The following is a 24,683-nucleotide window of genomic DNA, read 5'->3' as shown; positions in this document are numbered from 1 at the left end:
GTTTAAGACCATCATAGATACGATTCGGCTCATTCTGACCGTATCTGACGACCAACATTCACAATGGGAACCAAGTCTGATAAATATCTAACAACCAAATCGAAAACAGGTGTTTTTCAACAAGCCCTTTAGCCGGGGGAATCTATCCCAAAATCACTAATTAGTAGCTTGCCTTTTATAAAACTGTCTATTATATTCGCGCCGATATTGTGAAAGTTGTCACAAGGATTAGCTTAATCTTTTATAGATAGCAGGAGGAAGGTAAATGGGCTTTGACATTGGCATAGGAGCTGTGGTACTTGGTGTTGTAGGACTCCTTTTCGCACTGGGTCTTTTCTTGACCATTAAGAAAAAATCGCCCGGTAATGAGACAATGATAGAGTTATCAGATACCATTCATGATGGGGCGATGGTTTTCCTGAAACGTGAATACTCAATATTAGCTATATTTATCGTAGTCGTTTTTGCGCTTCTGGCGTGGAAAATCGCTTTATTTACGGCAATCGCGTTTTTGAGTGGCGCCTGTTGCTCAATGTTAGCCGGTTTTTTCGGAATGAAAGCGGCGACTCGGGCTAACGTACGAACGGCGGCGGCGGCCAAAGATTCCGGTCAGGCGGGAGCGCTAAAAATAGCTTTCACTGGCGGAGCCGTTATGGGTATGTCGGTCGCCAGTCTCGGATTAATTGGCGTTGGAATATATTTTTATATCTGGGGTAATCCGGAGCAGGCACGATTTATAACTGGTTTTGCCATGGGCGCTTCTTCGATCGCGCTATTCGCCCGTGTCGGTGGTGGAATTTTTACCAAGGCGGCTGACGTTGGCGCCGATTTGGTAGGTAAGGTAGAAGCCGGTATTCCCGAAGACGATCCTCGAAATCCTGCTGTTATTGCCGATAATGTCGGCGATAATGTCGGCGATACGGCCGGCATGGGAGCCGATCTATTTGAATCCTACGTCGGTTCAATCATTGCCGCCATTACAATCGCTGTTATGATGAAATATGAACATATAATTGATCCAATATTGCGAGAAGCAGCTCGTATGGATCATATGCAACTGCCGCTACTAATTGTGACGGTTGGAATAGTGGCTTCTATGATAGGCATTTTATCGGTTCATGTCTTTTCCAAAATGAATCCTGCTGCGGTTTTGAGAATAGTCACGTATGTCGGCGCGGTATTGATGCTGGGAGCGACTTGGGTTCTGGTAGACAATACTCAAATTGTGATAGGTGTCTTCTGGGCGGTTGTGGCCGGTAACGTGGCTGGTATTATTCTCGGTCTCCTGACTGAGTATTATACTTCTGCTGCTCCGGTTCGCAAAATCGCCGAAAATGCTAAAACCGGCCCGGCTACCTGTATTATAGCCGGTCTGGATGTTGGTATGCAGTCGGTAGCTCTTCCTGTTCTCGTAATTTGCGCCGCGATTTATACGGCCTTTGAATTAGCCGGATTGTACGGTATCGGTATTGCCGCAGTCGGTATGCTCGGAACCATCGGTGTCACGATGTCGGTTGATGCCTATGGTCCCATCGCTGATAATGCCGGTGGTATTACTGAAATGGCCGGTTTGGGCGAAAATGTCCGTAAAATCACGGATAAACTGGATGCGCTTGGCAACACCACCGCGGCCATCGGCAAAGGCTTTGCCATTGGTTCAGCGGCTCTGACCGCCCTGGCTCTGTTCTCTGCATACAGCGCGGCCGTTAATCTTGATAAAATTGACTTAATGAACGTACGAGTTATTGTTGGTCTCTTTATTGGCGGCATCTTGCCCTTCCTGGTTGCTTCATTGACAATGAGCGCGGTTGGTAAAGCGGCTTATAAGATGGTGCAGGAAGTACGCCGTCAGTTCAAAGAAATCGAAGGCCTCATGGAAGGCAAGGCCAAACCGGATAGCAAACGGTGTGTCGAAATCGCTACCGTTGGCGCTTTGCAACAAATGGTCCTTCCCGGTATTTCGGCGATACTGGCTCCAATTCTGGTCGGCAGCTTTCTCGGCAAAGAAGCCCTGGGCGGCATGCTGGCCGGAGCGACTTTGACCGGTGTATTGTTGGCACTTATGATGTCGAACGGCGGTGGCGCCTGGGATAATGCCAAGAAACTTATCGAAGGCGGCGCTCATGGCGGTAAGGGCTCTGATGCTCATAAAGCGGCCGTCGTCGGCGACACCGTCGGTGATCCATTTAAGGACACCTCCGGGCCGTCAATGAACATTCTAATTAAGCTGATGGCGATTGTATCGCTGGTTTTGGCTCCTTTGTTCATTTAAAAATGCACAAATATCATTAAAGGGCATGCTAAATAATAGTATGCCCTTTTTTTGTAATGCGATTGAATAATAGTTGCGAAGGCGCGTATATTGATTAAGTTGTTGTAAGGGATAGATTAAATTTGAAACAATAATCTAAGAAAACCGTCTAACTAAAAAGGTAGTCGGTTAGGAGGCTGGAGTAACATGGAGACAAATTTTAATTCTCAAAATGTAAACGGAGGCGAGGGAAAACACAGTATCTGGAGAATAATCCCCGCGGTAATTTACAGCCCGGTTAAGGCCTTTGAAGACTATAATAAGAATCCGAAGCTATTGTTTCCAATTATACTGGTTGTTATTTTAACAGGATTGTTTGCCGCTGCCACGACCGAATACAGCGCCAAATTACAATATGAAATTATGCAAACATCCACGGTACTTCCGCCTGCGGCGTTGGAACAAATGAAAAGTGATTATGAAAATCCAAATTACCTCAAAGCTGGGCTTTTTGGTGCTGGATTTGGACTAATACCGGGATTACTTGCGGCTTTAGTGGCATGGGGTGTAGGTACGTTCTTTTTCGGAGGCACTACTAAATTTACGCGAGTCTGGGGAGTTAGTCTTTTAATTGGTGTTATCGGGCTGCTCGCGAGTTTTGTTATTAAATGGCCTTTGATGGCCGCTTCGGGTAGCGCTCAGGCATCAATAGGATTTGCCGCGTTTTTCCATAACCTTGGGATAACATCAATATTTTACCTGTTTCTATTGTATATTGACGCCATAGCGATCTGGCTGATAATTTTATCCGGTCTTGCGTATTCGGTAGTGTTTGGGATTTCGCGAGGTAAAGGAATGGCCACATCGATAATAACTACTCTGATTCTCGTAATTACTATGATTGGCTTGCAAGTAATAGGAATGAGCTTTGCGGGGATAGAATTATCCTGGTTCTAACCAATATAGAGGTTGATATGAAAAAGGTTTCTTTGTTTTTGATTATTGTAATTGCTCTTATGGGAGCTTCATCTTTTGCCAAAATATACACACTCGACGAATGTATTGACATGGCTAAACGAACCGATCCGACTCTGGAACGATTCCGAAATGCGGTCAAAACTTCCAATTGGGAAGTCAGGAATGCTGCAGGGCAGTTTTTGCCATCTGTTGGAGTCTCTTTTTCTTCTCGCGAAATTACATCAGGTCCCGAATCACCGCGCCTGAGAACAGTTACTTATTTTGATCCGGATTTAAACGAATTGGTCACCTCAACAGAAAACTTGGCAGATACAATCGGTTATAAAATTAAAGGTTATAGCGCGGGATTCAATATAAACTATACTGTATTTGACGGTTTGAACAATTTATGGAATTATTTACAGAGTAAAGCAAATAAGTCAGCGACTGAATATGATTACGCTCTGAGTATGTCAGATTTGGAATTGGCAATCAAAGGCAATTATTATTTGGTCTTAAAATCCAAAAAAGACCTTGAGGTTGCCAAGGAAACCGTAAACCGATCAGAGGAACTTTTAAAATTATTTGAAGCGAAATATGAATTAGGCTCGGCTTCGCTTTCCGAAGTTCTTAAACAGAGAGTACAATTGGGGCAGGACAAATTAACTCAAATCCGAGCGCGAAGAAACCATGAAATCGCTTTTGATGTCTTGGCGGTGTCAATTGGCATTGACCCGGTTACTGAATTTGATGTGTCAAATATAGAAATTGGCAAGGTGCAACTTGATGACGTGAATGCAATGATAACCAGCGCGCGCAAAGAACATCCTCAATTACTAAGTTCAAAAAATTATCTGGACGTTTCCAAATATGGCGTTAGATCCGCAAAAGGTCAATATCTTCCGCGCGCAACTCTAAGTTATTCTTATGGGTGGGGGAAAGATCACTTTAGCGATATGATTAAATTTGGCCCTTTTGATCATAGCGGGACTTTGTCTTTTACCGTTAGTTATAATATTTTTGATCGTTTTTCAAGAGAATTGAATCTTAGCCGGGCCAAGGCTAATTATAATAACTCTCGTGCAAGCTACGAATTTGCTAAAAATGAGATCGTGAGAAGAATAGATGACGCACATCTTGAAGTTCAAATTGCCGAGGAAACTTTAATTGTAACAGAGGAAACTGAACGGTCGGCGGCCGAAGATATGGATTTGGTGCAGACCAAGTATAACCTCGGCGCGGCGGCATTGTGGGAGCTTCTCGACGCCCAGGTGAGTCTCAAGAGCGCTCAGTTTACCAATGTCAAAGCCGAATTCGATTATAACCTGGCCATCGCAAAATTGCAAAACGCGATGGGGAAATAAGTAGGAGGTATCCACTAAAACAGGATATTTAGGGTGGCAATATGGAGAAGAAAAAGTCAAAAAAGAAACTATATATAATTTTAGGCGTTATCGCCGGAGTAATCCTGATCGGAGCTATGGTTATAATCAACCTGCAAAGTTCGTTCCGTTCGGAAATTTCCGTGCAGACTAAAGTTATTGAGCAGGCAGATATCATTTCAAAGGTATCCGGTTCGGGCCGGGTTGAGCCAAAAACCAAGGTGAACATAGTCTCCGAAGTCAATGCCGAGATTATCAGCCTTCCCATTAAGGAAGGCGATTATGTCAGGAACGGCCAGATTTTAATTCAACTGGATACGATTCAGCTCAAGTCAGATATGGAATCGGCTTTGTACAACGCCAATGAAACCGAGGCAAGGGTTGAAGGGGCCAAGGTCTTATTGGATCAATATCGCGATGAATACAATCGCCAGAAAGGTCTTTACGAGAAGAAGCTGACATCGGAACAGGCCTATACCAATGCCAACTATGCTTTCCAAAGGCAGGAATCTGAATATAAAGCATGGATACAGCAGAAAAACGCTTCCCGCTCTCGTCTTAAGAAAGCTCGCGATAATTTGAGCAAGACAACCATTAAGTCTCCGATGGACGGAACTGTGACTCTGGTTGACGCCGAGAAGGGTGAAATAGCGCAAGCTCAGACATCGTTTACTCAGGGTAAAACCTTAATGGTTGTTTCCGATTTGTCGGCCTTTGAAATTGAGGTCGAAATTGATGAAACTGATATTGCCGATCTGGAATTGTACCAAACGGCTTCAATCGAAATCGATGCTTTTCCCGATACCACTTTTGCCGGTGAGGTTGTCGAAATTGGAAATACCGCTACCCTGGTCGGATTCGGTTCCAGCGACCAGTCAACAAATTTCAAGGTCATAGTTACCCTGCTTGATTTGCATCCCAAGATCAGACCGGGGATGTCTTCTACCGTTGATATCGTAACCAATGAACATAATGATGTTTTGGCGGTTCCCATACAAGCGGTTGTAATGAGGAAATTTGATCCGGATTCCCTGGCCGCGGCCGAAAAACCTGCCGAAGCGAGCGATGAGCCCGGAGTGGCCATTGCCGCCACGACCGAAGAATCGGATTCGGCGAAAGTCAAAAAGAGCAAAGGCGATAAAGAAAAAATAGAGAAAAAAGGTGTTTTTGTAAACCGCGACGGGATTGCTACATTTGTCGAAATCGAAACCGGAATTGTTGACCAGAAAAACTACGAGGTATTATCCGGTTTGGAAGAAGAGGATGAAGTTATCACGGGTAGTTTTAGGACTTTGCGAACCATTAAGGATGGACAAGCAATAAAGGTTGAAAATCCGGATAAAAATGAGGATTAATTAGGTATGAGCCTGATACAAGTTGATGACCTGTGGAGAATATATCAAATGGGCGAAGAACAGGTCAACGCCCTTCGAGGCGTAACCTTACAGATTCGCAAGGGTGAATATGTAGCGATAATGGGACCTTCCGGGTCCGGCAAATCGACGCTTATGTATTTAATCGGCTGTCTCGATACGCCCACTCGTGGAGTATATTTACTGAACGGGCAGGATGTTGCCGACTTAAATGACGACGAGTTGGCCCGTATCCGAAATAAAGAAATCGGATTCGTATTTCAAACATTCAACCTACTACCGCGGGCGACATCACTTCATAACGTCGAGCTTCCATTAATTTACAATGGTACCGCGCGCGAAGGCCGAACTGAAAAGGCTAAAAAGGCTCTTGAAATCGTAGGCCTTGGGGATCGCATGACTCACAAGCCAAATGAACTATCCGGCGGGCAACGCCAGCGAGTGGCTATCGCGCGGGCTCTGGTAAACAATCCCTCAATTATTCTGGCCGACGAACCAACCGGTAATCTCGATACCAATACCGGTAATGAGATCATGGATTTGCTTTCTGATTTGCATCGGCAGGGCAATACCGTTATCGTGGTCACGCACGAATATACGATCGCGCAAAAGGCACAACGCGTTATTTTCCTCCGGGACGGCGCAATCGAAAAAGAAGAATATCGCGAAACGGGATAAACGCGAATGCTATTGAAGGGTATTTAATTGAACGCTATCGAATCAATAAAGCTTGCTCTCCAGGCTTTGTGGGCCAATAAACTCCGCTCAGGCCTAACCCTTTTTGGTGTCGTTATCGGGGTAACTTCGGTAATAACGATAATTTCCGCCGTCGAAGGATTTATGAGCAGTATTGAAGATTCTTTGAGCGTACTTGGCCCATCGACTTTCATTGTCACCAAATTTGGAATGATAACTACAAGGGATGAGTATCTTGACGCCATGAAGCGAAAAGACCTAACCCTGAAAGACAGGGACGCCGTAGAAGATGGGTGTCTGGATTGTGAGGCCGTAGCGGCGCGTGCTTATAGATTTAGGACTATAAAGCGGAAAAATAATAGTCTGAATAATGTGCCCATCGCCGGAGCGACAGCTAATTTTATGCAGGTTCTGGATTTTGAGGTCGGACAGGGACGTTCGATGACCGAGATGGAGTATTTGCATAAACGACAGGTTGCCTTTATAGGACCTACCGTACAGGAAGAACTCTATCCCGGTGAAGATCCTATTGGCAAAGTTCTTAAAATAGGCGGGCGTAAATTTAAGGTTATTGGCATCGCACTCAAGCGAGGCTCGACTATGGGAAATAATCAGGATAATTTTGTGCTGATTCCATTGTCAACCCAGATAAAACTTTTCGGCAAACCGAGGCATAATCTGGATATATTAGTAAAATCTACGTCTGTTGAGAAAACAGTAGATACGCAAGACCAGGTTAGATCAATACTTCGAGCCCGTCGCGGAGTATCATATTACGATGATGATGATTTTGGATTACTGACAGCCGAAAGCATCATGACATTTGTAAATAATATCACACGCATACTTCGTTTTGCGCTTATTGGAATTTCATCAATTGCGCTTGTTGTCGGCGGAATCGTGATTATGAATATTATGATGGTCTCCGTATCAGAGAGAACTCGCGAAATCGGCATTCGCAAATCTATCGGAGCCCGCCGCAAAAATATTATGATGCAATTTCTCTACGAGTCTTTAATCCTGTCCCTGGGCGGCGGCATTATCGGGACCGCGCTTGGAATAACTGTCGCGATTATCCTGGGTAGTCAAATTTCACTCCCCATTACACCGTCATTATTCGCCATTATCGCGGGAATACTAATATCTACCGGGGTCGGTATGTTTTTTGGGATATATCCGGCTATGAAAGCGGCCAAACTTGATCCTATAAAGGCGTTAAGTTACGAGTAAAGTTATGATTAGTCTCATTGAAATACGCGATGGAATTGGTCTTGCAATGGACGCGATTAGATCCAATAAATTCCGGGCAGGAATGACGATTCTCGGAGTTCTTATTGCTGTAGCGACTGTTTTGGGATTGGCTTCGATTATTGCAGGGCTTGATAAAAAACTCGTCAGCGAAATTGAAGGACTTGGATCAAACGTCATATTTGTTACTCGTTTTGCGCCTGATGTGGATAGGGGGGAGCTATCAGAAGAAGATAGAAATCGTAAATGGATTGATTTTGAAGCGGCCCAGGCGATTCGTGAAAATTGTCCATCAGTCTCAGCCGTTGCTCCGGAAAATTACTATAGAGCCAGTGGCGGTAATGTTATAAAATATAAGAATAATCAGGCTAATTACCCTGCTATGTTCGGAACTTTACCGGACTATATAAAAGTTACAAATCGAGTATTAAATCGCGGAAGATTCTTTAATGAGTTTGAGGAACAACGCCGGGCTATGGTATGCGTTTTGGGCGATGATGTTGCGACCGCGCTTTTCCCCAATGACGACCCGATAAATAAAAATATTAGAATTAATACTCGAGAATTTCTTGTTGTCGGCGTCCTGGAGAAACTTGACAATTCATTTGTTAATGCGGGAGGGGTAAACAATTTTGTCGCGATTCCTTATGGAACTTTTGAAAAACTTATTCCTTGGGAAAAGGCATTGTTTCTTCGAGTTTCTGCCGACGGTCCCGATAAAATTGATCAGGCTATGGAAGAAGTAATCACGACCATGCGGGGAATTCGCGGCGTTCCTTATGATAAAGATAACGATTTCGCCGTCTGGACGCAGGATAAGTTAAAAGACATGGCCGGTGATATCGCCAATGTTATATATATAGCTATGATTGTAATTTCATCCGTTGGCCTCACAGTCGGGGGCGTTGGTGTTATGAATATAATGCTGGTATCAGTCACTGAGCGGACGAGGGAAATAGGAGTCCGCAAAGCAATCGGGGCTAAAAGACTTAATATAATTATACAATTTTTAACCGAAGCCATGACTCTTTCGGCGACCGGAGGGGTTTTGGGCATTATTGCAGGTATTTTACTTGCATTACTCGCAAAATTGCTCTTTTCACTGCCTTTCACCGTCTCTATATTATGGATGTGTATTGGTTTTTCCGTATCTATAATGGTGGGATTAGTAGCCGGGATTTATCCGGCCTTCAAAGCGGCTCGAACCGATCCAATTATCTCACTGCGTTATGAATAATTGGCTTGCCTGAAAGTTAGCCGGAGTTTAGATTGCTTTGTATAAGAGATTGGTGGTGTAACATGAATAAGAGACTGAGCTTTGCCATACTAATCATAGTTCTTCTGATTGGTAACGGGATTTGCGTATCGGATCAAACAGGCTATCGAGCTTCCAATGAATTTGGTGAGGATAGATTTACAATAGATGCGGTGGATTTTTATTCCGGCGAAGATGAGAAGAATATCCTCGAAATTTATTACAAGATATTTTATGACGCTTTTGGTTATCAAAAATTGCAGGATGGGTATGAAGCCAGATATGAAATTTCGTTTAATGTTATCGGGGAAGACAATCAACCAATTGAGGGAATTACAAAAGATGGGAAAATAAAAGTCAGCAGTTACGCCGAAACCAGACGCTCGGAAGATTTTGTCATCAATATGGTTTCATTTTCTTTTGAACCGCAGGATATTAACATTAACGCATCTTTAACCGATGAATCCGGATCGGTGCTGGCCACGATATCAAAAAAAATGTCCAAGAAATCTTATACCCAAAAATATCCCACAATCTCTCGAGTTGAGTTAGCCCATGAAATAGCCGAATCAACCAGATCATCAAAATTCAATAAAAAGGATATGAGAATTATTCCCAGGGTTATACGGGTTTTCGGCGGGGAAGACGACAGCCTGTTGTCGTTCTATCATGAAGTCTATCCGGGGAGAAAAAAGGATAAATATACCAAACTAATTATCGGCCTTTATCACCGCCATAAAGGACTCATGCGGACCGATACGATTTCTTACGGAGAGATTAACGATATAAAGCGAGAATTTCAAAACATCAATATTAAGGATATTTATCCCGGAGACTATGAACTGGAACTAAAATTAATCGGTCGCCGGGGCAGAGAGTATGATAAAATAACCGAAGAAATCGAAATGAAATTGACGGGCGAAGGCATGTTCGTAACAGACTATAAAAAGCTGATAGACATGCTGAAATACCTCACCAATAATAAAGAGCACAAGAAACTAAAAGAGGCCAAGACTCTGGAAGAGCGCCGGCGTGTTTGGGATGAATTCTGGGCTATCAGGGCATCCGAGGGCAATACCAGGATTAATCCCGCCAAAGCAGAGTATTTTCGCCGCGTCCGACATTCCAATCGATACTTCACCTTTATGAATAGAGATGGCTGGAAGACCACTCGGGGTATGATTTATATAACCTACGGTCCTCCGGATGAGGTCGAGGATTACCCTTTTGAATTAGCGACAAAACCCTATCAGATCTGGCACTATTTCCGTACGAATCCGCCTCGGAAATTTCTGTTTATTGATGAATGGGGCGACGGGAATTATGAATTACAACCGCCTTATGACGGTTTAGGATTTGGGAATTAATAATGATACGGATCATTCTGGCATTTGCAATTGCGCTTTTAGCTCTGGGAAGTATTTCCGGAGCGACCGGTAATTCTTTGACATTTTTAACCGATTACGCATCTTATGCCGATTTGGCGGAAAAGCGGCCATATATCGAGATATATTGCGGATTGAATCGTGATGAACTGGGCTTTATTGGTTCTGATACGAGCGAATATCTTTATGCCGGTGTTTATTTGTCGGCAATCGCGTATGATGAATCAGGCGCTGCACTGGATTCTGCATCAACATATTTTCTAAGCCGAGTAAAAGACCGTGAAGAAAGTCTGAGGCAGGGGATACAGCTTTTTGATTTATTGGGTCTGCATTTGGATCCCGGTCACTATCGTATTTTGTGTTCGGCCGTGGATGATGTCTCCAAAAAATCGAGCCGGAATACTATCGTTGCCGAAATTCCTGATTATTTTCAGCCGGGTCTTAGGTGTAGCGACTTACAGGTGGCTTTTGAGATATCAACCTTGAATTTAGATGATGATTCACCTGTCAATAATCGATTGATAAAACAGGATCGGGTCGTAATTCCGAATCCAACCGGCCGATATCAAGCATTTTTGAATAAACATATCTGGGTCTATGCCGAGTTATACGGATTATCTTTCGAGGAAGAATTTACCTCCGCCAAAATTAAAAAGTTTTTTACCAATTATTCCCTTAAGGACATGAACGGGAATTTAATACATGATTTCGGAGGCCAAGCCAAAGATAAGCCCGGAACATCGGCAGTTGTTGTTAATTGTTTGGAACTGCCTTCGATACCCACGGGGGATTATTATTTGATTTTTGAGGTTACCGATGCGGCTACCGGCGCAAAGACTTTGGCTTCCAAAGCGATTTCGATAGTTGCGTCCGAACTCGCCCAAAAACAGTATTCGATTGAAGATGTTGAACTGATGAGGAATATAGCATATTATCATCTTTCTGAAGCCGAGAAAATCCAGATTGACAAATTATCGATTGAGGGCAAAAAGAATTTTATTCATCAGTTCTGGCGAACCAGGGATGATGACCCATCCGACGCGAAAAATCCCGTATATGAAGAAGCGATTCGGAGATTTGTATTCGCCAATGAGATGTTATCGACTCGCTCCGATACCAAAGATGGCTGGAAAACCGACCGCGGCCGGATATATATTACTTATGGTCCGTATAATGACGCTGAAACGGTTGAAATGGAAGGCCGCAGTTATCCGTATCAAAAATGGACCTATTATAATTTGGACGGTCGCAAAATATTCGTATTTGTCAATGATTTCATGGCTCAGATCGGCGATTACAGGTTAGTTCATTCGACTCATCCGAGAGAGAAATATGATCCCGTCTGGCAACAGATTCTTGATAAAGAAGATGATACTGATAGCGATTGGCGAGATTCAAGAGACAATGATTGGTAGAATTCTGTCTCGGAATGTGTTTATGATCTCAAGAACCGGTAATATGCCGGCTCTTTTTTTTAATTGTTTTCATTCGCCTTTATTATCTTCCTCGGAACTACACCCCGAATCGGTATTGCATCCTTTGCAATCATGCCCCGCGGGTTTGTTATTAGTCGCAATCACAAATCCCCTGCGGTCGGGCCCCTCATCTATAAAGTCAATAGATACGCCCCCAAATTGCTGCAATTGATCCGCTAAAGCGGAGTGCATAAATACTTCTATACCTTTGGAATTAAAGTTGGTCAGACCTTCTTCCGGCTCATCCAGAGCCAAACCCAGGACGGGTCCGCTTCAACCATACCCCATGAAATTGACAAATAAACTTTTTCCCCTGGCGTTTTCAGACTGCATAACTTTATTAAGCTCCACAGAGGCAAGTTCTGAGATGGTTACCATCAATATCTCCCGATTCTATGTTGGTCTTCTTTAGGTCTTTTATCGGTCGTCGTTAAAATTTCCAGAAACTCATAATACAATATTTTTGCGCCCACGTAAAGGGCAAAAAAAACCGCCGAAAAAATCGGCGGTCGTAAATTGCTTAAAGAATTTGTTTTTTATCGTGAACCAGCGTTACTGGCCTGTGCTTTTTTGCCTCCTATTAATCGCCTGATAATAGGAATGGAAAAACGCGTTTTGGTTGGGTCGTTGAGCTCCAACGTAATCGATTTTTCGAAACTTTGATTGAGGTGATCCTCATTGACCTTTATTTTGCATTCAGCCGTTTCGCCGGCTTTTACTTCATCAGGCAAATCAATTTGTAAATAACCATATGGCTCACTCACTATTTTCAAATCCAGATCTTCGTCTGAGACATTGGTTACCGTAAATTTGGCTTCGTCAACTTCGACTTTACCTGCTCGAGAAACATAAACGCGATAAGGTTTAATCACTACCGGATAGGTCGAGTCAGGCTGGCGAACGGAGTGTACCTTAATAGTAATCCGCTTGGTTGGCGGACCTTCATTGGTTGAAATTGCGGGTCGTTTACTGGACGGGCCAACTTTCTTACCGGTCGAATAAATAATTTCTAATTCGGTGCTGTCACCGACAGCGAGCTCCTTCTTTGTTAACGGAGCCTTAGTGCAGCCTCAGCCAGGCTTTACGTTTAATATCTTCAGCGAATCATCCCCAACTGACTTAATCCAGAATACATGAGACACTTTGCAGTTCTGCGGAACAAACCCAAAATCAAATGAAGTTTCGGGAAGAAACATTTTGGGTACAGCTATTATCTGCGAAGATATAAACACCGTTAGCAGGATTGTCAAGAATACACTAATCAATATTTTGCGCATTTATCCTCCACTTAAATATATAAGTTCTCGTCATTTTATATAGTAATCGGCGCGAAAAGTTTCAAATTTATCGATTCGTACCTATTTGTTAAAAATCTAATACATTTCAACCGTATGTCAAGGAATATACGAATTCAGTTTGGAATTCGTTATACCCTTGTTCCATTATTTTATGTCTCAATATATAGACGCTTTTAACTTAATCTAAGTTACGCCCAAAATTTCCTCATACTCCAAAAAAACTGTAATATTTTGAATTGTTTCCGACAATAATCTTATCTCAATTAGCATAATGTCATTCTTGAGATATTTGATATGATGAAACTACGCTCGATATATATTCTGTTAATGCTGCTTTTGAGTGGCGCCGTCTGGAGTAAGACCGAGCTCAAGGCAAAAGGGCCGTTGCATATAGTCGGTCAGACGCCCCTCCAGACTTTGCGCCTCGATATCGTTCCTACCCGAGCAAATTTGCTTGAGACAGGGCATATTGAAATAAGTTTATTCAATTCATGGACAAACCGCTGGAATGAAACCGAGAATTATTTGCTCGACGTAGAGGTTATTCAGAATATTTTTGAAATCGCGGCCGGAATCAGAGGAAATACGGAAGTCGGGATTTTCGTACCGGTGTTAACACGTATCGGAGGCCGTCTTGATCAATTCATAACGCGGTTCCATAATCAAATTGGTTTGGGGCAATCAGGCCGCAACCAATACCCTCAAAATTCAATATCGCTCAGTTTTGTCGATGATGATTCAGGAGAGAGAATTGTCATCCTTGATGAATCTGATAAAGAAATCGTTCTGGGAGATATTAGCCTATTTTCGCGACATAAAATATATGACGGAGACGGCTGGTTCAATTCCCTGACCGTTACCAGCCTGTTGCGGTTTCCGGTCTCCAATGCCCGTGATTATTATGGTTCGGGGGGAGTGGATGGGGCCTTTTCCATTTCGGGCTTATATACGGTTAATCCGATATATATTTATTCAACGATTGGTTATGGAGTCTATGGCTCAGGCAGCCTGTACGGAATTGATTTGAGGCCTTATCAGTGGACTTTTTTCGCCGCTGTTGAATGGCCCGTCAGCAAGTCCCTGTCATTCGTTATACAGCAATTATCTAATTCCGGGACGTCCCGTAATTTTGGGGAGTTTTCCAAGCCAACCCATGAATTGGTTTTTGGAGCGAAACAACAAATATCATCGCGAATTTTGCTGGAATATAGTTTGATGGAAAATATGTATATTTTCGATAATTCCATCGACTTCGGTATAAATATGGGTATTACCTATTCTCCATAATTCAAAATTCCATATCACATTTTAATATCACATTCTATATTTTTTTCAGATATCTTCCGATTTTATGATTGACAACTGCACGTATGAGCAGTATTAAGTATGGTAGTAGAAAAAAGCCTGTTTTTCAGGGAGGATAAATGGCTGACAAAAACAAACTGACCGGGCGGCAGCAACAGATACTCGATTTTATCGAGGAGATGGTTAATATATCCGGTTTGCCGCCAACTATCAGAGAGATTGGCCACAAGTTCAGTATTGCCTCAACCAATGGCGTCAGGGCGATTTTGAGCGCTCTTGAAAAGAAAGGATATATTCGTCGGCAAAAACTGGTTTCACGCGGAATCGAACTGGTCAAACGGTCGCCGCTCACGTTTAATCGCATCCCAATAGTCGGTTCGGTTCCGGCCGGACTGCCGATAACCGCGATTGAAAACCGAGAAGGGGAACTCGCCGTTGACACGGCATTTTTACCTAACGACCAGGTGTTTTGTTTGAGGGTTAAGGGTGAATCAATGATAAACGCCGGTATTTTTGACGGAGATTTTGTACTGGTCGATAAAGATATTGATCCCCTGAAAGGCGATATTGTCGTGGCCGTTATCGGCGAAGAAGCGACTGTCAAAAAATTCTATCCGGAGAAACGACGTGTCCGCCTTGAACCTCAAAACGAAGCTTTTGGACCGATTATTGTCGATCGTAATACGCCAGGATTCTATATTGCCGGTCGGGTCGTAGGGCTGATGCGACGCATGCGATAGTACGGGCATTTTTAGTTCTATTGGTTTTTTTGTTTTTTATTTGTTGTTTTCAATAATTGCGGTTTCGCAGAGTTTGGGCGGTATAGATGAGCAGGTACTACACACTTGTAATACTTTTAATAATAATGAGTAAGAGCTTATTGTTAAATTATTACTTTATGTAACGCGAGGGGGATATGTATCAGGATATGGACGAACCTATTGAAGTCGTTGTGTTGTTTCAGAACAACAAAATGAAACCGTCCCGGTTTCGCTGGAACGGTACGGTGTACAAAATTGCTGAAGTAACCGGCGACTGGAAAACCGATGTTGGGGCGTATCGTATTCGCCATTTCGCGGTGGTTGATTCGTCGTCTAATTTTTTTCAATTGTCGTACGATGAGCGCAAAACCAGTTGGGTTATCAGTAAAATCTGGGTGGAATAGATGATCGATTTTTCACCCGTGATTGCCCATGTTGACATGGATGCGTTTTTCGCCGCCGTGGAAATGCGTAATAATCCTCACCTAAAAGGCAAACCGGTTATTGTCGGAGGGGGAATCGGGCCGCGCGGTGTCGTTTCAACCTGCTCTTATGAAGCCCGAAAATATGGTGTCCATTCCGGGATGTCAGCCGTTCAGGCGAGAAAATTATGCCCGCATGGAATATTTATTTCGGCCGGATTAAAAGGATATGTGTACGCTTCTGCATATCTACAGAAAATATTTGAATTATATTCGCCCAGAGTGCAACCGATCAGCATCGATGAAGCATTTCTCGATATCTCCGGAGCGGACCGGTTGTATGACGGACCGGTCGAGTTGATCCAGAAAATGAAAAATGAAATCTGGGAAAAAATGAAATTAACCTGCTCGGTCGGCATCGCCCCGACACGATACCTGGCCAAACTTGCCTCGGGGATAAACAAACCGAACGGGTTGACCATTATGAACCAGGATAGATTTAAGGAAATATTTTATCCCAAACCGGTCGATGCCTTGTGGGGTGTAGGCGAAAGCACCAAAAAAACACTGGCTCAAAAAAATATCCTTACCGTCAAGGATCTCGCCGCGACTGACTCAAAAATACTCAAACGAATATTCGGCAAAAACGGAGACACATTGTCAATCATGTCCCGGGGAACCGATAATGGTCAGGTTATGCGCTATGAAGATATGCCTCACGATAAGTCTATGTCGCATGAGACAACTCTCAGAGAAGATATTTATGACCCCACTATAATTAAAGCTATTCTCTTATGGCTGTCGGATAAAGTTGCCCGCAGGATGCGAAGGCATGGTTACATCGGAAGAACCGTTTCGGTCAAAATTCGATCATCCGATTTTAAGACGATTACCCGCGCCCACACTCTCAACAAACCGACCGACCGATGTGATGAAATATATCAAAACGCCGTGAAACTGGTTCCCAAAGAATACGGGATGAAATATAAAGTCAGGCTGCTGGGGGTTCGCGCTTCACAATTAAAAAAGATCAAATCTTCATCAGGGAATGAAATTAATTCTGATTTGACATCTCAATATGAACTAATTATTGATAATAGCGATGAGAAATATAACAAGCTGACCGGTGCGATGGATGATATCCGAGATAAATACGGAGAACATATAATTAAGCTGGCCGGTTCGATGCGTTGACTTATATATCTATTTTGTCCTCTTTTTCTTTTTTTAATAATCTATCTCCTGAATCCCTTGATTTTGAAACTCCTATGTTATATAATTTTCACACAGTCAATTACATAATGCGGGTGTAATAATGAAAACAATAACCGATGAAAAACCGAAAGATAATATAATGAGCTCTATCGAAAAATGGGGCGTCACTTCTCACGTCCTTGAGCTGGAAAGCTCGATAATCAGAGAAATTCTCAAGTTGTCATCACAGCCCGGTGTGATTTCATTCGCCGGCGGTTTACCTTCGCCCGATATGTTTCCCGAAGAAGACCTAAAAGAAGCCACTATTCGAGCCTACGATAATCATCATGATGCCGCCCTTCAGTATTCTCTATCAATGGGCGTTCCGGCTTTTAGAAATATTATCGCCGAGTATTCCGGTCGGCGGATACCGGAACTTAAGGCTGAAAACATCATCATTACTTCCGGCTCTCAACAGGGTCTTGATCTGGTCGGACGAGTATTTCTTGACCCTGGCGATTATGTTATTTGCGAATCGCCTACTTATGTTGGAGCCCTTCAGGCTTTTAATTTTTATCAGGCCCGTTATGCCACCGTCGAAATGGATGAGTACGGGATGATTGTCGATCGACTCGAAGAAAAAATTAAGAAATACAATCCCAAATTTATTTATGTTGTTCCGAATTTCCAGAATCCGTCCGGTATTACGATGTCTCTTAAAAGAAGAGTTCAACTGATTGAAATTGCCAACCGCCATAATATCCCTGTTATCGATGACAATCCTTATGGCGATTTACGATTTGAAGGGGAACCTTTACCTTCACTGAGAGCCTTGGGCGGTGACACGGTAATTTCACTGTCTACTTTTTCCAAAATTTGCGCTCCTGGGTACAGGATCGCCTGGATGATCGCTCCGGCTGATATTATGCAAATCTTTGAACGCGTAAAACAGTGCTGCGATCTACATACCAGCACTTTCGGGCAGATGGTGCTGTTTGAATACATGAAAATGAATAAGCTCGACAGCCATATTCAAAAGATTTGCGAATGTTATAAGCATCGGCGGGATGTTATGGTGTCGGCTATTCATGAGCACTTTCCCGAAGAAGTAAAATTCGTCAAACCACAAGGCGGATTATTCCTCTGGATGACTTTACCAAAAGGAATGTCGGGAAAAGAGCTTCTTAGCAAAGCCGTTGAGGCAAAAGTAGCCTATGTTTACGGCTCTCCGTTTTTCCCTAACGGCGGGGGAGAGGAGACCCTTCGGTTGAATTTTTCAAATGCTACCGATGATTTGATTACCGAAGGTATCAAACGTCTGGGCAAAATCATCAAAGATAATTTGTAGAGCCCGGCAACTTAGATTTGTAAAAAAACCCGTTATCCGGCGGGTTTTTTTGTATGCAAAGTGCACTTTGATCACTATTATTGGCGAATATGATAAAGTCGTTTTCAAAATATCAGGCCCTGGGGAACAACTTTATCGTTTTAGATGAAATTTGTGTTCATGGTAAATCCAGAAAATTCGAAAATTTGGCAAGGGATATTTGTGATCCGACACACGGGATCGGCGCCGACGGTTTATTAGTATTATCAGGAGAACCCGGGGTTTATCGCGTTGATATTTATAATGCCGATGGCAGCTGGGCCGAAAAGTCAGGCAATGGTTCGCGAATCGCTGCCATGTATCTGACAAATTCCGGTCTTATATCCGGAAACTCACTGGATTTAATTACCGGTTCCGGGCAGTCTCAAATTAAGCTATATGCGGGTAATGAGCAAAAGCGAGTTATCTCGGCTTCCTTGGGCGTACCTGATTTTAATACAAAAAAAATACCGGTGGCATCCGATAAAAAATTCTTCATAAGTCAGACAATTCATTGTTTCAATAGAGCCTATATTACTTCAGCCGTTTCGGTGGGAAATCCTCACTTAATTCTATTTTGCGATGATTTTGATTTCGATTGGCAAACCATTGGCTCGGAGCTTGAATCTCATCCCATGTTTCCCAATCGTGTCAATGTTGGCTTTGTCAAAGTTATCGACGACAAAAATATTGATATTCGAGATTTTGAGCGAGGCGTCGGCCCGACCGATTCATCCGGAACCGGAGCGGCCGCGGCCGTGGCGATTTCGGTCATGCGAGGATTTACGGATCGAAAAGTCAGTGTTCATTCCCAGGCTGGAATTTTGCGGGTTTACTGGGATAGTAAATCGGATGAACTCTCTATTAAAGGGCCTATCGAATTTATATTTTCAGGAGAATATGATACTTAATTCTGAGTTTAGATTTTAAGATGTTAGCAAGAATTAAAAAGGGCACTATAAATTATTTTCAGGATTTGCGGCAACTGACCCCAAACGCCCGAAAATATCTTCTCGGATCATTTTTCATAAGCATGACATTTTCTTCTCTGATGCTCTTGCTTAATCTGTATTTGAGGGAGAGAGGCTTCGGAGAAGCCGATATCGGGAGCGTCCTTTCATCCGGCGCTCTTGGAATGGTTTGCATCTCGATTCCGGGAGCATTCCTTATCTCGCGTGTACGCCTTAAGCCCATTCTATTGATATCTACGATATTGTTTGTGATTTTCGGATTAATTACGGTTTACGCGCAGCAACTATGGGCCATAAAGGTAGCGTACTTTTTCGCCGGCGCAGCTATGACGTTTTATCGCATCGCGTCAGCTCCTTTTTTTATGAGGAATTCAGGTCCGAGGGAACGGCCGTATTTGTTTTCGCTTTCGTTTGGGATCGCGGTTATTGCCGGAGTGATTGGATCGTTTATATTCGGAGGTTTGGTTGAATTCCTGGCAGGTAGTTTAGCGTATGATTCGGTGCAGGCCCATCGCTTTTCCCTGGCGGTCGGAGTACTTCTCTCGCTTCTGGCTTTGATTCCCTTCACAATAATTAAAATGCCAAAACAAATACCGCTGGAAGACCGTCTCGAATTTTCTCTTAAAACCTTTGCGCCGTTTAAAGGGCTATTTCTTAAATTGGCCGCGCCGTATTTTATAGTAGGAACCGGGGCCGGGATGATTATTCCTTTTTTAAATATATTTTTCCGCGACCGTTTCAGTCAGGATCCCGATGAAATCGGTTTGTTTTTTGGATTGGCACATTTAACAATGTTCATCGGCGTCATGGCCGGACCGATCATGGTAAAGAAAATCGGAATGGTGCGAACTATGGTTTATACTCAGTTATTATCTATTCCATTTATGTTGATTCTTGCTTTCAGCTATTATTTTCCTTTAGTCATTGCAGCCTTTTTAATTCGAGGCGCGCTGATGAATCTGGGACACCCCATCGGCAATAATTTCGCAATGGAGATGGTTCCCAAATCGATGCACGCAATTATGAACGCGCTATTGATGTTTGCCTGGACATCCTCCTGGATGATTTCCACTAAAATCGGGGGTATGGTTATTGAAACGCATGGTTATACTCAATCACTGGTGATTGCCGTTATACTTTATGTCATTTCTTCGGTTATGTACTATATGTTTTTCCGAAAAGCCGAAAAATTCACGTTAAACGGCGTAACCGTGAAATCGGAATTCAAATCAACGGCTTGAATCTCGTCTCCCCAAAAAAGATATTCAAGGAAAATTGTTGCGCCCGGATAATCGCTTATTTAGATTTGGGGGCATTGGAGATTAACTGAGAAAATATGGATAATATTTTTAAGATTAATGCGGCTGAGCAATTGGCAGAGGCGACGCGCAAGGCATTCCCGGAGAGTATCTCCGCGATTGGAGAAAGTCTGAATATCAAAGATTCGGATTTGGCCGACTTTTTCGCTTCTAAATTGGAAATCCCCAGGGATGCCAAAATGGGCGACTACGCGTTTCCCACCTTTATTCTCGCAAAGGTGTTAAAGAAAAAACCTCCGGAAATCGCGAATCTGATTTTCCGGAATCTTGATAGCTCCCGATTTTCATTAGCCGGTCCATATATTAATCTCAATCTTTCGCCGGAAGAAACAGCGAGTGAAATCCTGCCCGAGATTTTTTCTCAGAGAAAAAATTACGCGAGTCAGCAAATTGGAAATGGAAAATCTGTCGTTATCGATTTCTCGTCTCCCAATATCGCCAAACCTTTCGGAGTCGGCCATCTAAGGTCAACCGCGATCGGAAATTCGTTATATCGGCTTTATGAAAAACTCGGATATAAAGTAATCGGCATAAATCACCTCGGAGACTGGGGAACTCAATTTGGGAAATTGATTACCGCATATAGACGATGGGGCAACAAGGTTGAACTTAATAATAATCCTATAAAATATTTGTACGATCTTTATGTTAAATTTCATGAGCAAGAGGCAATGGAAGATGCCTCAGGTATAGACATAGGACTTGAAGAGGAAGCCAGAGATTGGTTTAAGAAGCTTGAAGATGGAGATGATGAGGCAATCATTCTATGGCAAGGATTTAAAGATTATTCATTAATGGAATTCAAACGAATTTATGATTTACTCGGCGTGTACTTTGACCATTATACCGGCGAGTCGTTTTATAACGATAAAATGGATGCCGTTATTGAAAGATTATCTCAGGCGGGATTAACTTCGGAATCCCAAGGGGCTTTGATTGTCGATTTATCCGAACATGGCCTAAATCCTTGTCTTCTCAGGAAAGGGGATGGGGCAACATTATATGCAACCCGTGATTTAGCCGGGATATTTTATCGACATGATACATATAAATTCGAAAAGGCTCTTTATGTAGTCGGCTCCGCGCAGCAGGATCATTTTAAACAGGTTTTCAAAGTCGTGGAAATGCTGGGCGAAAGTTTTGCCCGAAATTTGGTTCATGTGGAATTCGGTTGGATTCGTTTCAAAGACCAGGCAATGTCGACTCGGAAAGGTAATATAATATTCCTTGATGATGTTATCGATACGGCCGAAGATCGCGTTAAGAAAATCATGATGGAGAAAAATCCGGATTTACCCAATCTGGAGCAAACCGCGAGGCAGGTTGGAATCGGAGCCGTAATATTTGCCGATTTGGGTGTTAAGAGACACAAAGATGTGAATTTTTCATGGGAAGAAGTATTAAACTTCGAAGGGGAAACGGGACCGTATCTCCAGTACACTCACGCCCGATTATGCGCTTTGAAGCGTAAATATGGAAAAGATATTACCGCCAATGTGGATTATTCAAAATATATATCTCGAGAAGAGAAGGCCCTTGCCTTGCATTTATACCGCTTCGGCGAGATAGTCGAGTTGGCGGCAGATAAATACGAACCTAATTTCATAGCCGAATATCTAATAGGATTAGCGACGGTCTTTAATCGTTTTTATCAGCGTAAGGGTGAGTCGGGACGATTAATAAAAATAATCGACGATTCCGCACCGGATGAAACAGCCTCCAGGATGCTTTTGGTTGATTGCGTTCGAATTGTCTTAAAAGAAGGACTGTATTTATTGGGCATTGAAGCGCCCGATGAAATGTAAACGGGTTTTTTTGATGAGTGAAACGATTATAAAAAAGGCGAATAAATTGCAGGGCGCCATCAGCCTGCCCGGTGATAAATCGATATCGCATCGCGCGGCTCTGTTATCTTTGCTATGCGAAAATCCTCTAACGGTAACTAATTATTCCGATGCCGCCGATTGTCAAAATACGTTAAACGCCGTTAAATCTCTCGGCGGTCAGATTCACAATGAAGGAGATTCGTTAATTATATCTCCGCCACCCGACGAAGGGATGAAATCTCCCTTCGAGCCAATCAACTGCGGCAACTCAGGGACGACTATGCGTCTTCTGGCAGGACTGTTATCGGGCGCGTCAATTAGCGCAACTTTGATCGGCGATGATTCATTATCGTCCCGCCCAATGGGAAGAATCGCCGAACCATTGCGCCTTATGAACGCCGAAATAGAAATATCCGAGGACAATACCGCGCCGATACGGATATCTCCCGGAACGATAATTCCAATCGACTATACTCTTCCGGTAGCTTCGGCCCAGGTAAAATCAGCTTTAATTTTGGCCGGTTTGGCTTCGAAAACCGACGTGATTATTCGTGAGAGATCGTTGACGCGGGATCACACAGAAAGAATGATTTCATATTTGGACGGCGATTTGCGGATTGAGGATGTCAAAATGAATATTGTTCCGGACCCGGTCGATCCCCGTAAAAAGAAAAAAGTGCTTTCAACGGACGCTTATAAACGCTCTATTTTTTTGGGAAAGAATTCGAGAATTTCGGGCGGCGAAATCAATGTCCCGGGCGATATATCAACGGCGGCATTCTTTATCGCGGCGGCATTGCTTGTTAAAGATAGTCATCTGATAATCAAGGATATTGGTGTCAACAACACGCGTATGGGATTAGTGAAAATCCTCAAGCAGATGGGAGCGCGGATAAATATTAAAAATCGCCGTGAGATTTCGGGAGAACCGATCGGTGATATTGAAGTATTTTACAGTAAATTAAAACCGCGCAAAATATCAGGAAACATTATTCCCGGATTGATTGACGAAATACCCATTCTGGCAGTGATGGCAGCGAATATTGAAGGGACCACCATTATCCGAGACGCAGAGGAACTGCGCCATAAAGAATCAGACCGGATAAAAGCGGTATGCAATAATCTTGCCGCGATGGGGGTCAAGGTGGGTGAGTTCCCGGATGGAATGGCGATTGAAGGAACGGATGAACTGGAAGGAGCCGAGATCGATTCTTTCGGCGATCATCGGATCGCAATGGCGTTTGCTGTGGCCGGTATAACCGCTCACGGCCAAACTGTTATCAATAACAGCGATGTGGTATCAATCTCGTGTCCGAAATTTTTTACTCTATTAGACGGATTGCGGATTAAATGACAAAATTAAATTTCGGTATCATAGGGCATAATATCTCGTATTCTCAATCACCAAAGATTTTTAATTCTATCTTCACGTGCAGGCAGATTGAAGGTGAATTCACCGTTTATGATTTTCCTGAAAAAGAATTTGATAAGCATTTGCCTCTATTGCGCGAGCTAAATGGGTTTTCGGTAACGATTCCATTCAAAGAAAAGATGCTTGAATACAGTGACGAAATTTCCGATTCAGCCCGCACTATACAGGCGGTTAATTCAGTCAAAGTAGAAAATTCGCGATTCGTTGGATTTAATACTGATGGTGATGGATTTATTTATGGTCTGAAAAGACTAATTCTTGATAAAGAATTACAGAATATATTAATTATTGGCTATGGAGGAGCGGCTCGCGCCATTATTTGCGCATTAATTAAAAATTTTAAGATAGAAAGTATCACCGTATGCGGCCGCAAAAATCTTGATTCAGATAAATTGTTAAATCGGTATTTTAGTTACGTCGGATTGGAGTTGAAAATTTTGTATTCAGTCGTAACTCAATTAAATCGAAGCGTTGAATATGATTTGATCGTAAACTGTTCGCCATGCGGAGATATAAATCACAGAAATGAATTTCCACTACCTGAAGATTTCGAATTTAACGGATGCGGAATTTGTTATGATTTGATTTACATTCCTGCCAGAACTTTATTATTATCGAAAGCGGCCGAATCGGGGTGGCAAGTGGTAAACGGTTATCCGATGCTTGTCAGGCAAGCGGTCGAATCGTATAAGATCTGGAGCGGGGATGATATTTCCGTGGATAAATTCACACAGGATTTACTTCTAACTCAGGAAGAGCAGGTTTAA

22 protein-coding genes are annotated in these 24,683 nt (G+C 43.0%); 19 read left to right on the top strand and 3 right to left on the bottom strand.

Going from position 1 to position 24,683, the window contains the following annotated elements; genetic code table 11:
• Positions 1 to 265: 265 nt before the first annotated feature.
• The 9 genes from V3V99_04225 (at position 266) to V3V99_04185 (ending at position 11,962) form a co-directional block, all read left to right on the top strand.
• On the top strand, positions 266 to 2,272 hold the full coding sequence (locus V3V99_04225) for a sodium-translocating pyrophosphatase (protein ID MEE9441853.1): 2,007 nt from the start codon (positions 266 to 268) through the stop codon (positions 2,270 to 2,272).
• A gap of 186 nt (positions 2,273 to 2,458) precedes the next feature.
• On the top strand, positions 2,459 to 3,208 hold the full coding sequence (locus V3V99_04220) for a YIP1 family protein (GenBank protein ID MEE9441852.1): 750 nt from the start codon (positions 2,459 to 2,461) through the stop codon (positions 3,206 to 3,208).
• A 17-nt stretch (positions 3,209 to 3,225) separates the two neighbouring features.
• Positions 3,226 to 4,572: a TolC family protein gene (locus V3V99_04215; GenBank protein ID MEE9441851.1), complete on the top strand. Its 1,347-nt coding sequence runs from the start codon at positions 3,226 to 3,228 to the stop codon at positions 4,570 to 4,572.
• Between the two features lie 41 nt (positions 4,573 to 4,613).
• Positions 4,614 to 5,945 (top strand): efflux RND transporter periplasmic adaptor subunit, encoded by a 1,332-nt coding sequence (locus V3V99_04210; GenBank protein MEE9441850.1) that lies wholly within the window; start codon positions 4,614 to 4,616, stop codon positions 5,943 to 5,945.
• Positions 5,946 to 5,951: 6 nt separating this feature from the next.
• Positions 5,952 to 6,641, top strand: coding sequence for an ABC transporter ATP-binding protein (locus V3V99_04205; protein MEE9441849.1), 690 nt, complete (start codon positions 5,952 to 5,954; stop codon positions 6,639 to 6,641).
• A gap of 27 nt (positions 6,642 to 6,668) precedes the next feature.
• Positions 6,669 to 7,889, top strand: coding sequence for an ABC transporter permease (locus tag V3V99_04200; GenBank protein ID MEE9441848.1), 1,221 nt, complete (start codon positions 6,669 to 6,671; stop codon positions 7,887 to 7,889).
• A gap of 4 nt (positions 7,890 to 7,893) precedes the next feature.
• Positions 7,894 to 9,144, top strand: coding sequence for an ABC transporter permease (locus tag V3V99_04195; GenBank protein MEE9441847.1), 1,251 nt, complete (start codon positions 7,894 to 7,896; stop codon positions 9,142 to 9,144).
• Between the two features lie 62 nt (positions 9,145 to 9,206).
• Positions 9,207 to 10,529 (top strand): GWxTD domain-containing protein, encoded by a 1,323-nt coding sequence (locus V3V99_04190; protein ID MEE9441846.1) that lies wholly within the window; start codon positions 9,207 to 9,209, stop codon positions 10,527 to 10,529.
• A gap of 2 nt (positions 10,530 to 10,531) precedes the next feature.
• A complete protein-coding gene (locus V3V99_04185) occupies positions 10,532 to 11,962 on the top strand; it encodes a GWxTD domain-containing protein (protein MEE9441845.1) in 1,431 nt (476 codons plus the stop codon).
• Between the two features lie 69 nt (positions 11,963 to 12,031).
• Here V3V99_04185 and V3V99_04180 read toward each other — a convergent pair whose 3' ends face one another.
• The 3 genes from V3V99_04180 to V3V99_04170 all read right to left on the bottom strand — a co-directional run bounded on the left by V3V99_04180 (position 12,032) and on the right by V3V99_04170 (position 13,299).
• The gene (locus V3V99_04180; GenBank protein MEE9441844.1) at positions 12,032 to 12,277 is read right to left on the bottom strand and encodes a hypothetical protein; all 246 of its coding nucleotides are present in this window, start codon (positions 12,275 to 12,277) and stop codon (positions 12,032 to 12,034) included.
• Positions 12,278 to 12,558: 281 nt separating this feature from the next.
• Positions 12,559 to 12,894: a DUF1573 domain-containing protein gene (locus tag V3V99_04175; GenBank protein MEE9441843.1), complete on the bottom strand. Its 336-nt coding sequence runs from the start codon at positions 12,892 to 12,894 to the stop codon at positions 12,559 to 12,561.
• A gap of 198 nt (positions 12,895 to 13,092) precedes the next feature.
• Positions 13,093 to 13,299: a hypothetical protein gene (locus tag V3V99_04170; protein MEE9441842.1), complete on the bottom strand. Its 207-nt coding sequence runs from the start codon at positions 13,297 to 13,299 to the stop codon at positions 13,093 to 13,095.
• A 315-nt stretch (positions 13,300 to 13,614) separates the two neighbouring features.
• On the opposite strand from V3V99_04170, the gene V3V99_04165 reads away from it, so the two are divergent.
• From V3V99_04165 to V3V99_04120, 10 genes are all read left to right on the top strand, one after another.
• On the top strand, positions 13,615 to 14,607 hold the full coding sequence (locus V3V99_04165) for a DUF3187 family protein (protein ID MEE9441841.1): 993 nt from the start codon (positions 13,615 to 13,617) through the stop codon (positions 14,605 to 14,607).
• A gap of 137 nt (positions 14,608 to 14,744) precedes the next feature.
• Positions 14,745 to 15,365 carry a transcriptional repressor LexA gene (lexA, locus tag V3V99_04160; protein MEE9441840.1) on the top strand — a complete coding sequence of 207 codons (621 nt, stop codon included), beginning with the start codon at positions 14,745 to 14,747 and terminating at the stop codon, positions 15,363 to 15,365.
• Between the two features lie 176 nt (positions 15,366 to 15,541).
• Positions 15,542 to 15,790: a DUF6504 family protein gene (locus V3V99_04155; GenBank protein ID MEE9441839.1), complete on the top strand. Its 249-nt coding sequence runs from the start codon at positions 15,542 to 15,544 to the stop codon at positions 15,788 to 15,790.
• The gene (gene dinB, locus V3V99_04150) at positions 15,791 to 17,002 is read left to right on the top strand and encodes a DNA polymerase IV (GenBank protein MEE9441838.1); all 1,212 of its coding nucleotides are present in this window, start codon (positions 15,791 to 15,793) and stop codon (positions 17,000 to 17,002) included.
• 121 nt (positions 17,003 to 17,123) lie between these two features.
• A complete protein-coding gene (locus V3V99_04145) occupies positions 17,124 to 18,350 on the top strand; it encodes a PLP-dependent aminotransferase family protein (protein MEE9441837.1) in 1,227 nt (408 codons plus the stop codon).
• An 89-nt stretch (positions 18,351 to 18,439) separates the two neighbouring features.
• Complete coding sequence (gene dapF, locus V3V99_04140) at positions 18,440 to 19,279, top strand: diaminopimelate epimerase (protein MEE9441836.1); 840 nt, start codon at positions 18,440 to 18,442, stop codon at positions 19,277 to 19,279.
• 20 nt (positions 19,280 to 19,299) lie between these two features.
• Positions 19,300 to 20,580 carry an MFS transporter gene (locus V3V99_04135; GenBank protein MEE9441835.1) on the top strand — a complete coding sequence of 427 codons (1,281 nt, stop codon included), beginning with the start codon at positions 19,300 to 19,302 and terminating at the stop codon, positions 20,578 to 20,580.
• 95 nt (positions 20,581 to 20,675) lie between these two features.
• Entirely contained in the window at positions 20,676 to 22,463 is a 1,788-nt protein-coding gene (gene argS, locus V3V99_04130; protein MEE9441834.1) for an arginine--tRNA ligase, read from the top strand.
• Positions 22,464 to 22,476: 13 nt separating this feature from the next.
• Positions 22,477 to 23,838, top strand: coding sequence for a 3-phosphoshikimate 1-carboxyvinyltransferase (gene aroA / locus V3V99_04125; GenBank protein MEE9441833.1), 1,362 nt, complete (start codon positions 22,477 to 22,479; stop codon positions 23,836 to 23,838).
• On the top strand, positions 23,835 to 24,683 hold the full coding sequence (locus V3V99_04120) for a shikimate dehydrogenase (protein ID MEE9441832.1): 849 nt from the start codon (positions 23,835 to 23,837) through the stop codon (positions 24,681 to 24,683). The genes aroA and V3V99_04120 overlap by 4 nt, the downstream gene beginning before the upstream one ends.

It is taken from the genome of Candidatus Zixiibacteriota bacterium (assembly GCA_036480375.1).
Classification (GTDB): Bacteria; Zixibacteria; MSB-5A5; order GN15; family JAAZOE01; genus JAZGGI01.
Note: the sequence above shows the minus strand (reverse complement) of the source record. Positions and strands in the feature narration are given on the sequence as shown.

Bases quoted from the DNA above. Each gene is read 5' to 3' on its own strand.
- V3V99_04225 (MEE9441853.1), top strand. From the start codon at position 266: ATGGGCTTTGACATTGGCATAGGAGCTGTGGTACTTGGTGTTGTAGGA.
- V3V99_04220 (MEE9441852.1), top strand. From the start codon at position 2,459: ATGGAGACAAATTTTAATTCTCAAAATGTAAACGGAGGCGAGGGAAAA.
- V3V99_04215 (MEE9441851.1), top strand. From the start codon at position 3,226: ATGAAAAAGGTTTCTTTGTTTTTGATTATTGTAATTGCTCTTATGGGA.
- V3V99_04210 (MEE9441850.1), top strand. From the start codon at position 4,614: ATGGAGAAGAAAAAGTCAAAAAAGAAACTATATATAATTTTAGGCGTT.
- V3V99_04205 (MEE9441849.1), top strand. From the start codon at position 5,952: ATGAGCCTGATACAAGTTGATGACCTGTGGAGAATATATCAAATGGGC.
- V3V99_04195 (MEE9441847.1), top strand. From the start codon at position 7,894: ATGATTAGTCTCATTGAAATACGCGATGGAATTGGTCTTGCAATGGAC.
- V3V99_04190 (MEE9441846.1), top strand. From the start codon at position 9,207: ATGAATAAGAGACTGAGCTTTGCCATACTAATCATAGTTCTTCTGATT.
- V3V99_04185 (MEE9441845.1), top strand. From the start codon at position 10,532: ATGATACGGATCATTCTGGCATTTGCAATTGCGCTTTTAGCTCTGGGA.
- V3V99_04170 (MEE9441842.1), bottom strand. From the start codon at position 13,299: ATGCGCAAAATATTGATTAGTGTATTCTTGACAATCCTGCTAACGGTG.
- V3V99_04165 (MEE9441841.1), top strand. From the start codon at position 13,615: ATGATGAAACTACGCTCGATATATATTCTGTTAATGCTGCTTTTGAGT.
- lexA (MEE9441840.1), top strand. From the start codon at position 14,745: ATGGCTGACAAAAACAAACTGACCGGGCGGCAGCAACAGATACTCGAT.
- V3V99_04155 (MEE9441839.1), top strand. From the start codon at position 15,542: ATGTATCAGGATATGGACGAACCTATTGAAGTCGTTGTGTTGTTTCAG.
- dinB (MEE9441838.1), top strand. From the start codon at position 15,791: ATGATCGATTTTTCACCCGTGATTGCCCATGTTGACATGGATGCGTTT.
- V3V99_04145 (MEE9441837.1), top strand. From the start codon at position 17,124: ATGAAAACAATAACCGATGAAAAACCGAAAGATAATATAATGAGCTCT.
- dapF (MEE9441836.1), top strand. From the start codon at position 18,440: ATGATAAAGTCGTTTTCAAAATATCAGGCCCTGGGGAACAACTTTATC.
- V3V99_04135 (MEE9441835.1), top strand. From the start codon at position 19,300: ATGTTAGCAAGAATTAAAAAGGGCACTATAAATTATTTTCAGGATTTG.
- argS (MEE9441834.1), top strand. From the start codon at position 20,676: ATGGATAATATTTTTAAGATTAATGCGGCTGAGCAATTGGCAGAGGCG.
- aroA (MEE9441833.1), top strand. From the start codon at position 22,477: ATGAGTGAAACGATTATAAAAAAGGCGAATAAATTGCAGGGCGCCATC.
- V3V99_04120 (MEE9441832.1), top strand. From the start codon at position 23,835: ATGACAAAATTAAATTTCGGTATCATAGGGCATAATATCTCGTATTCT.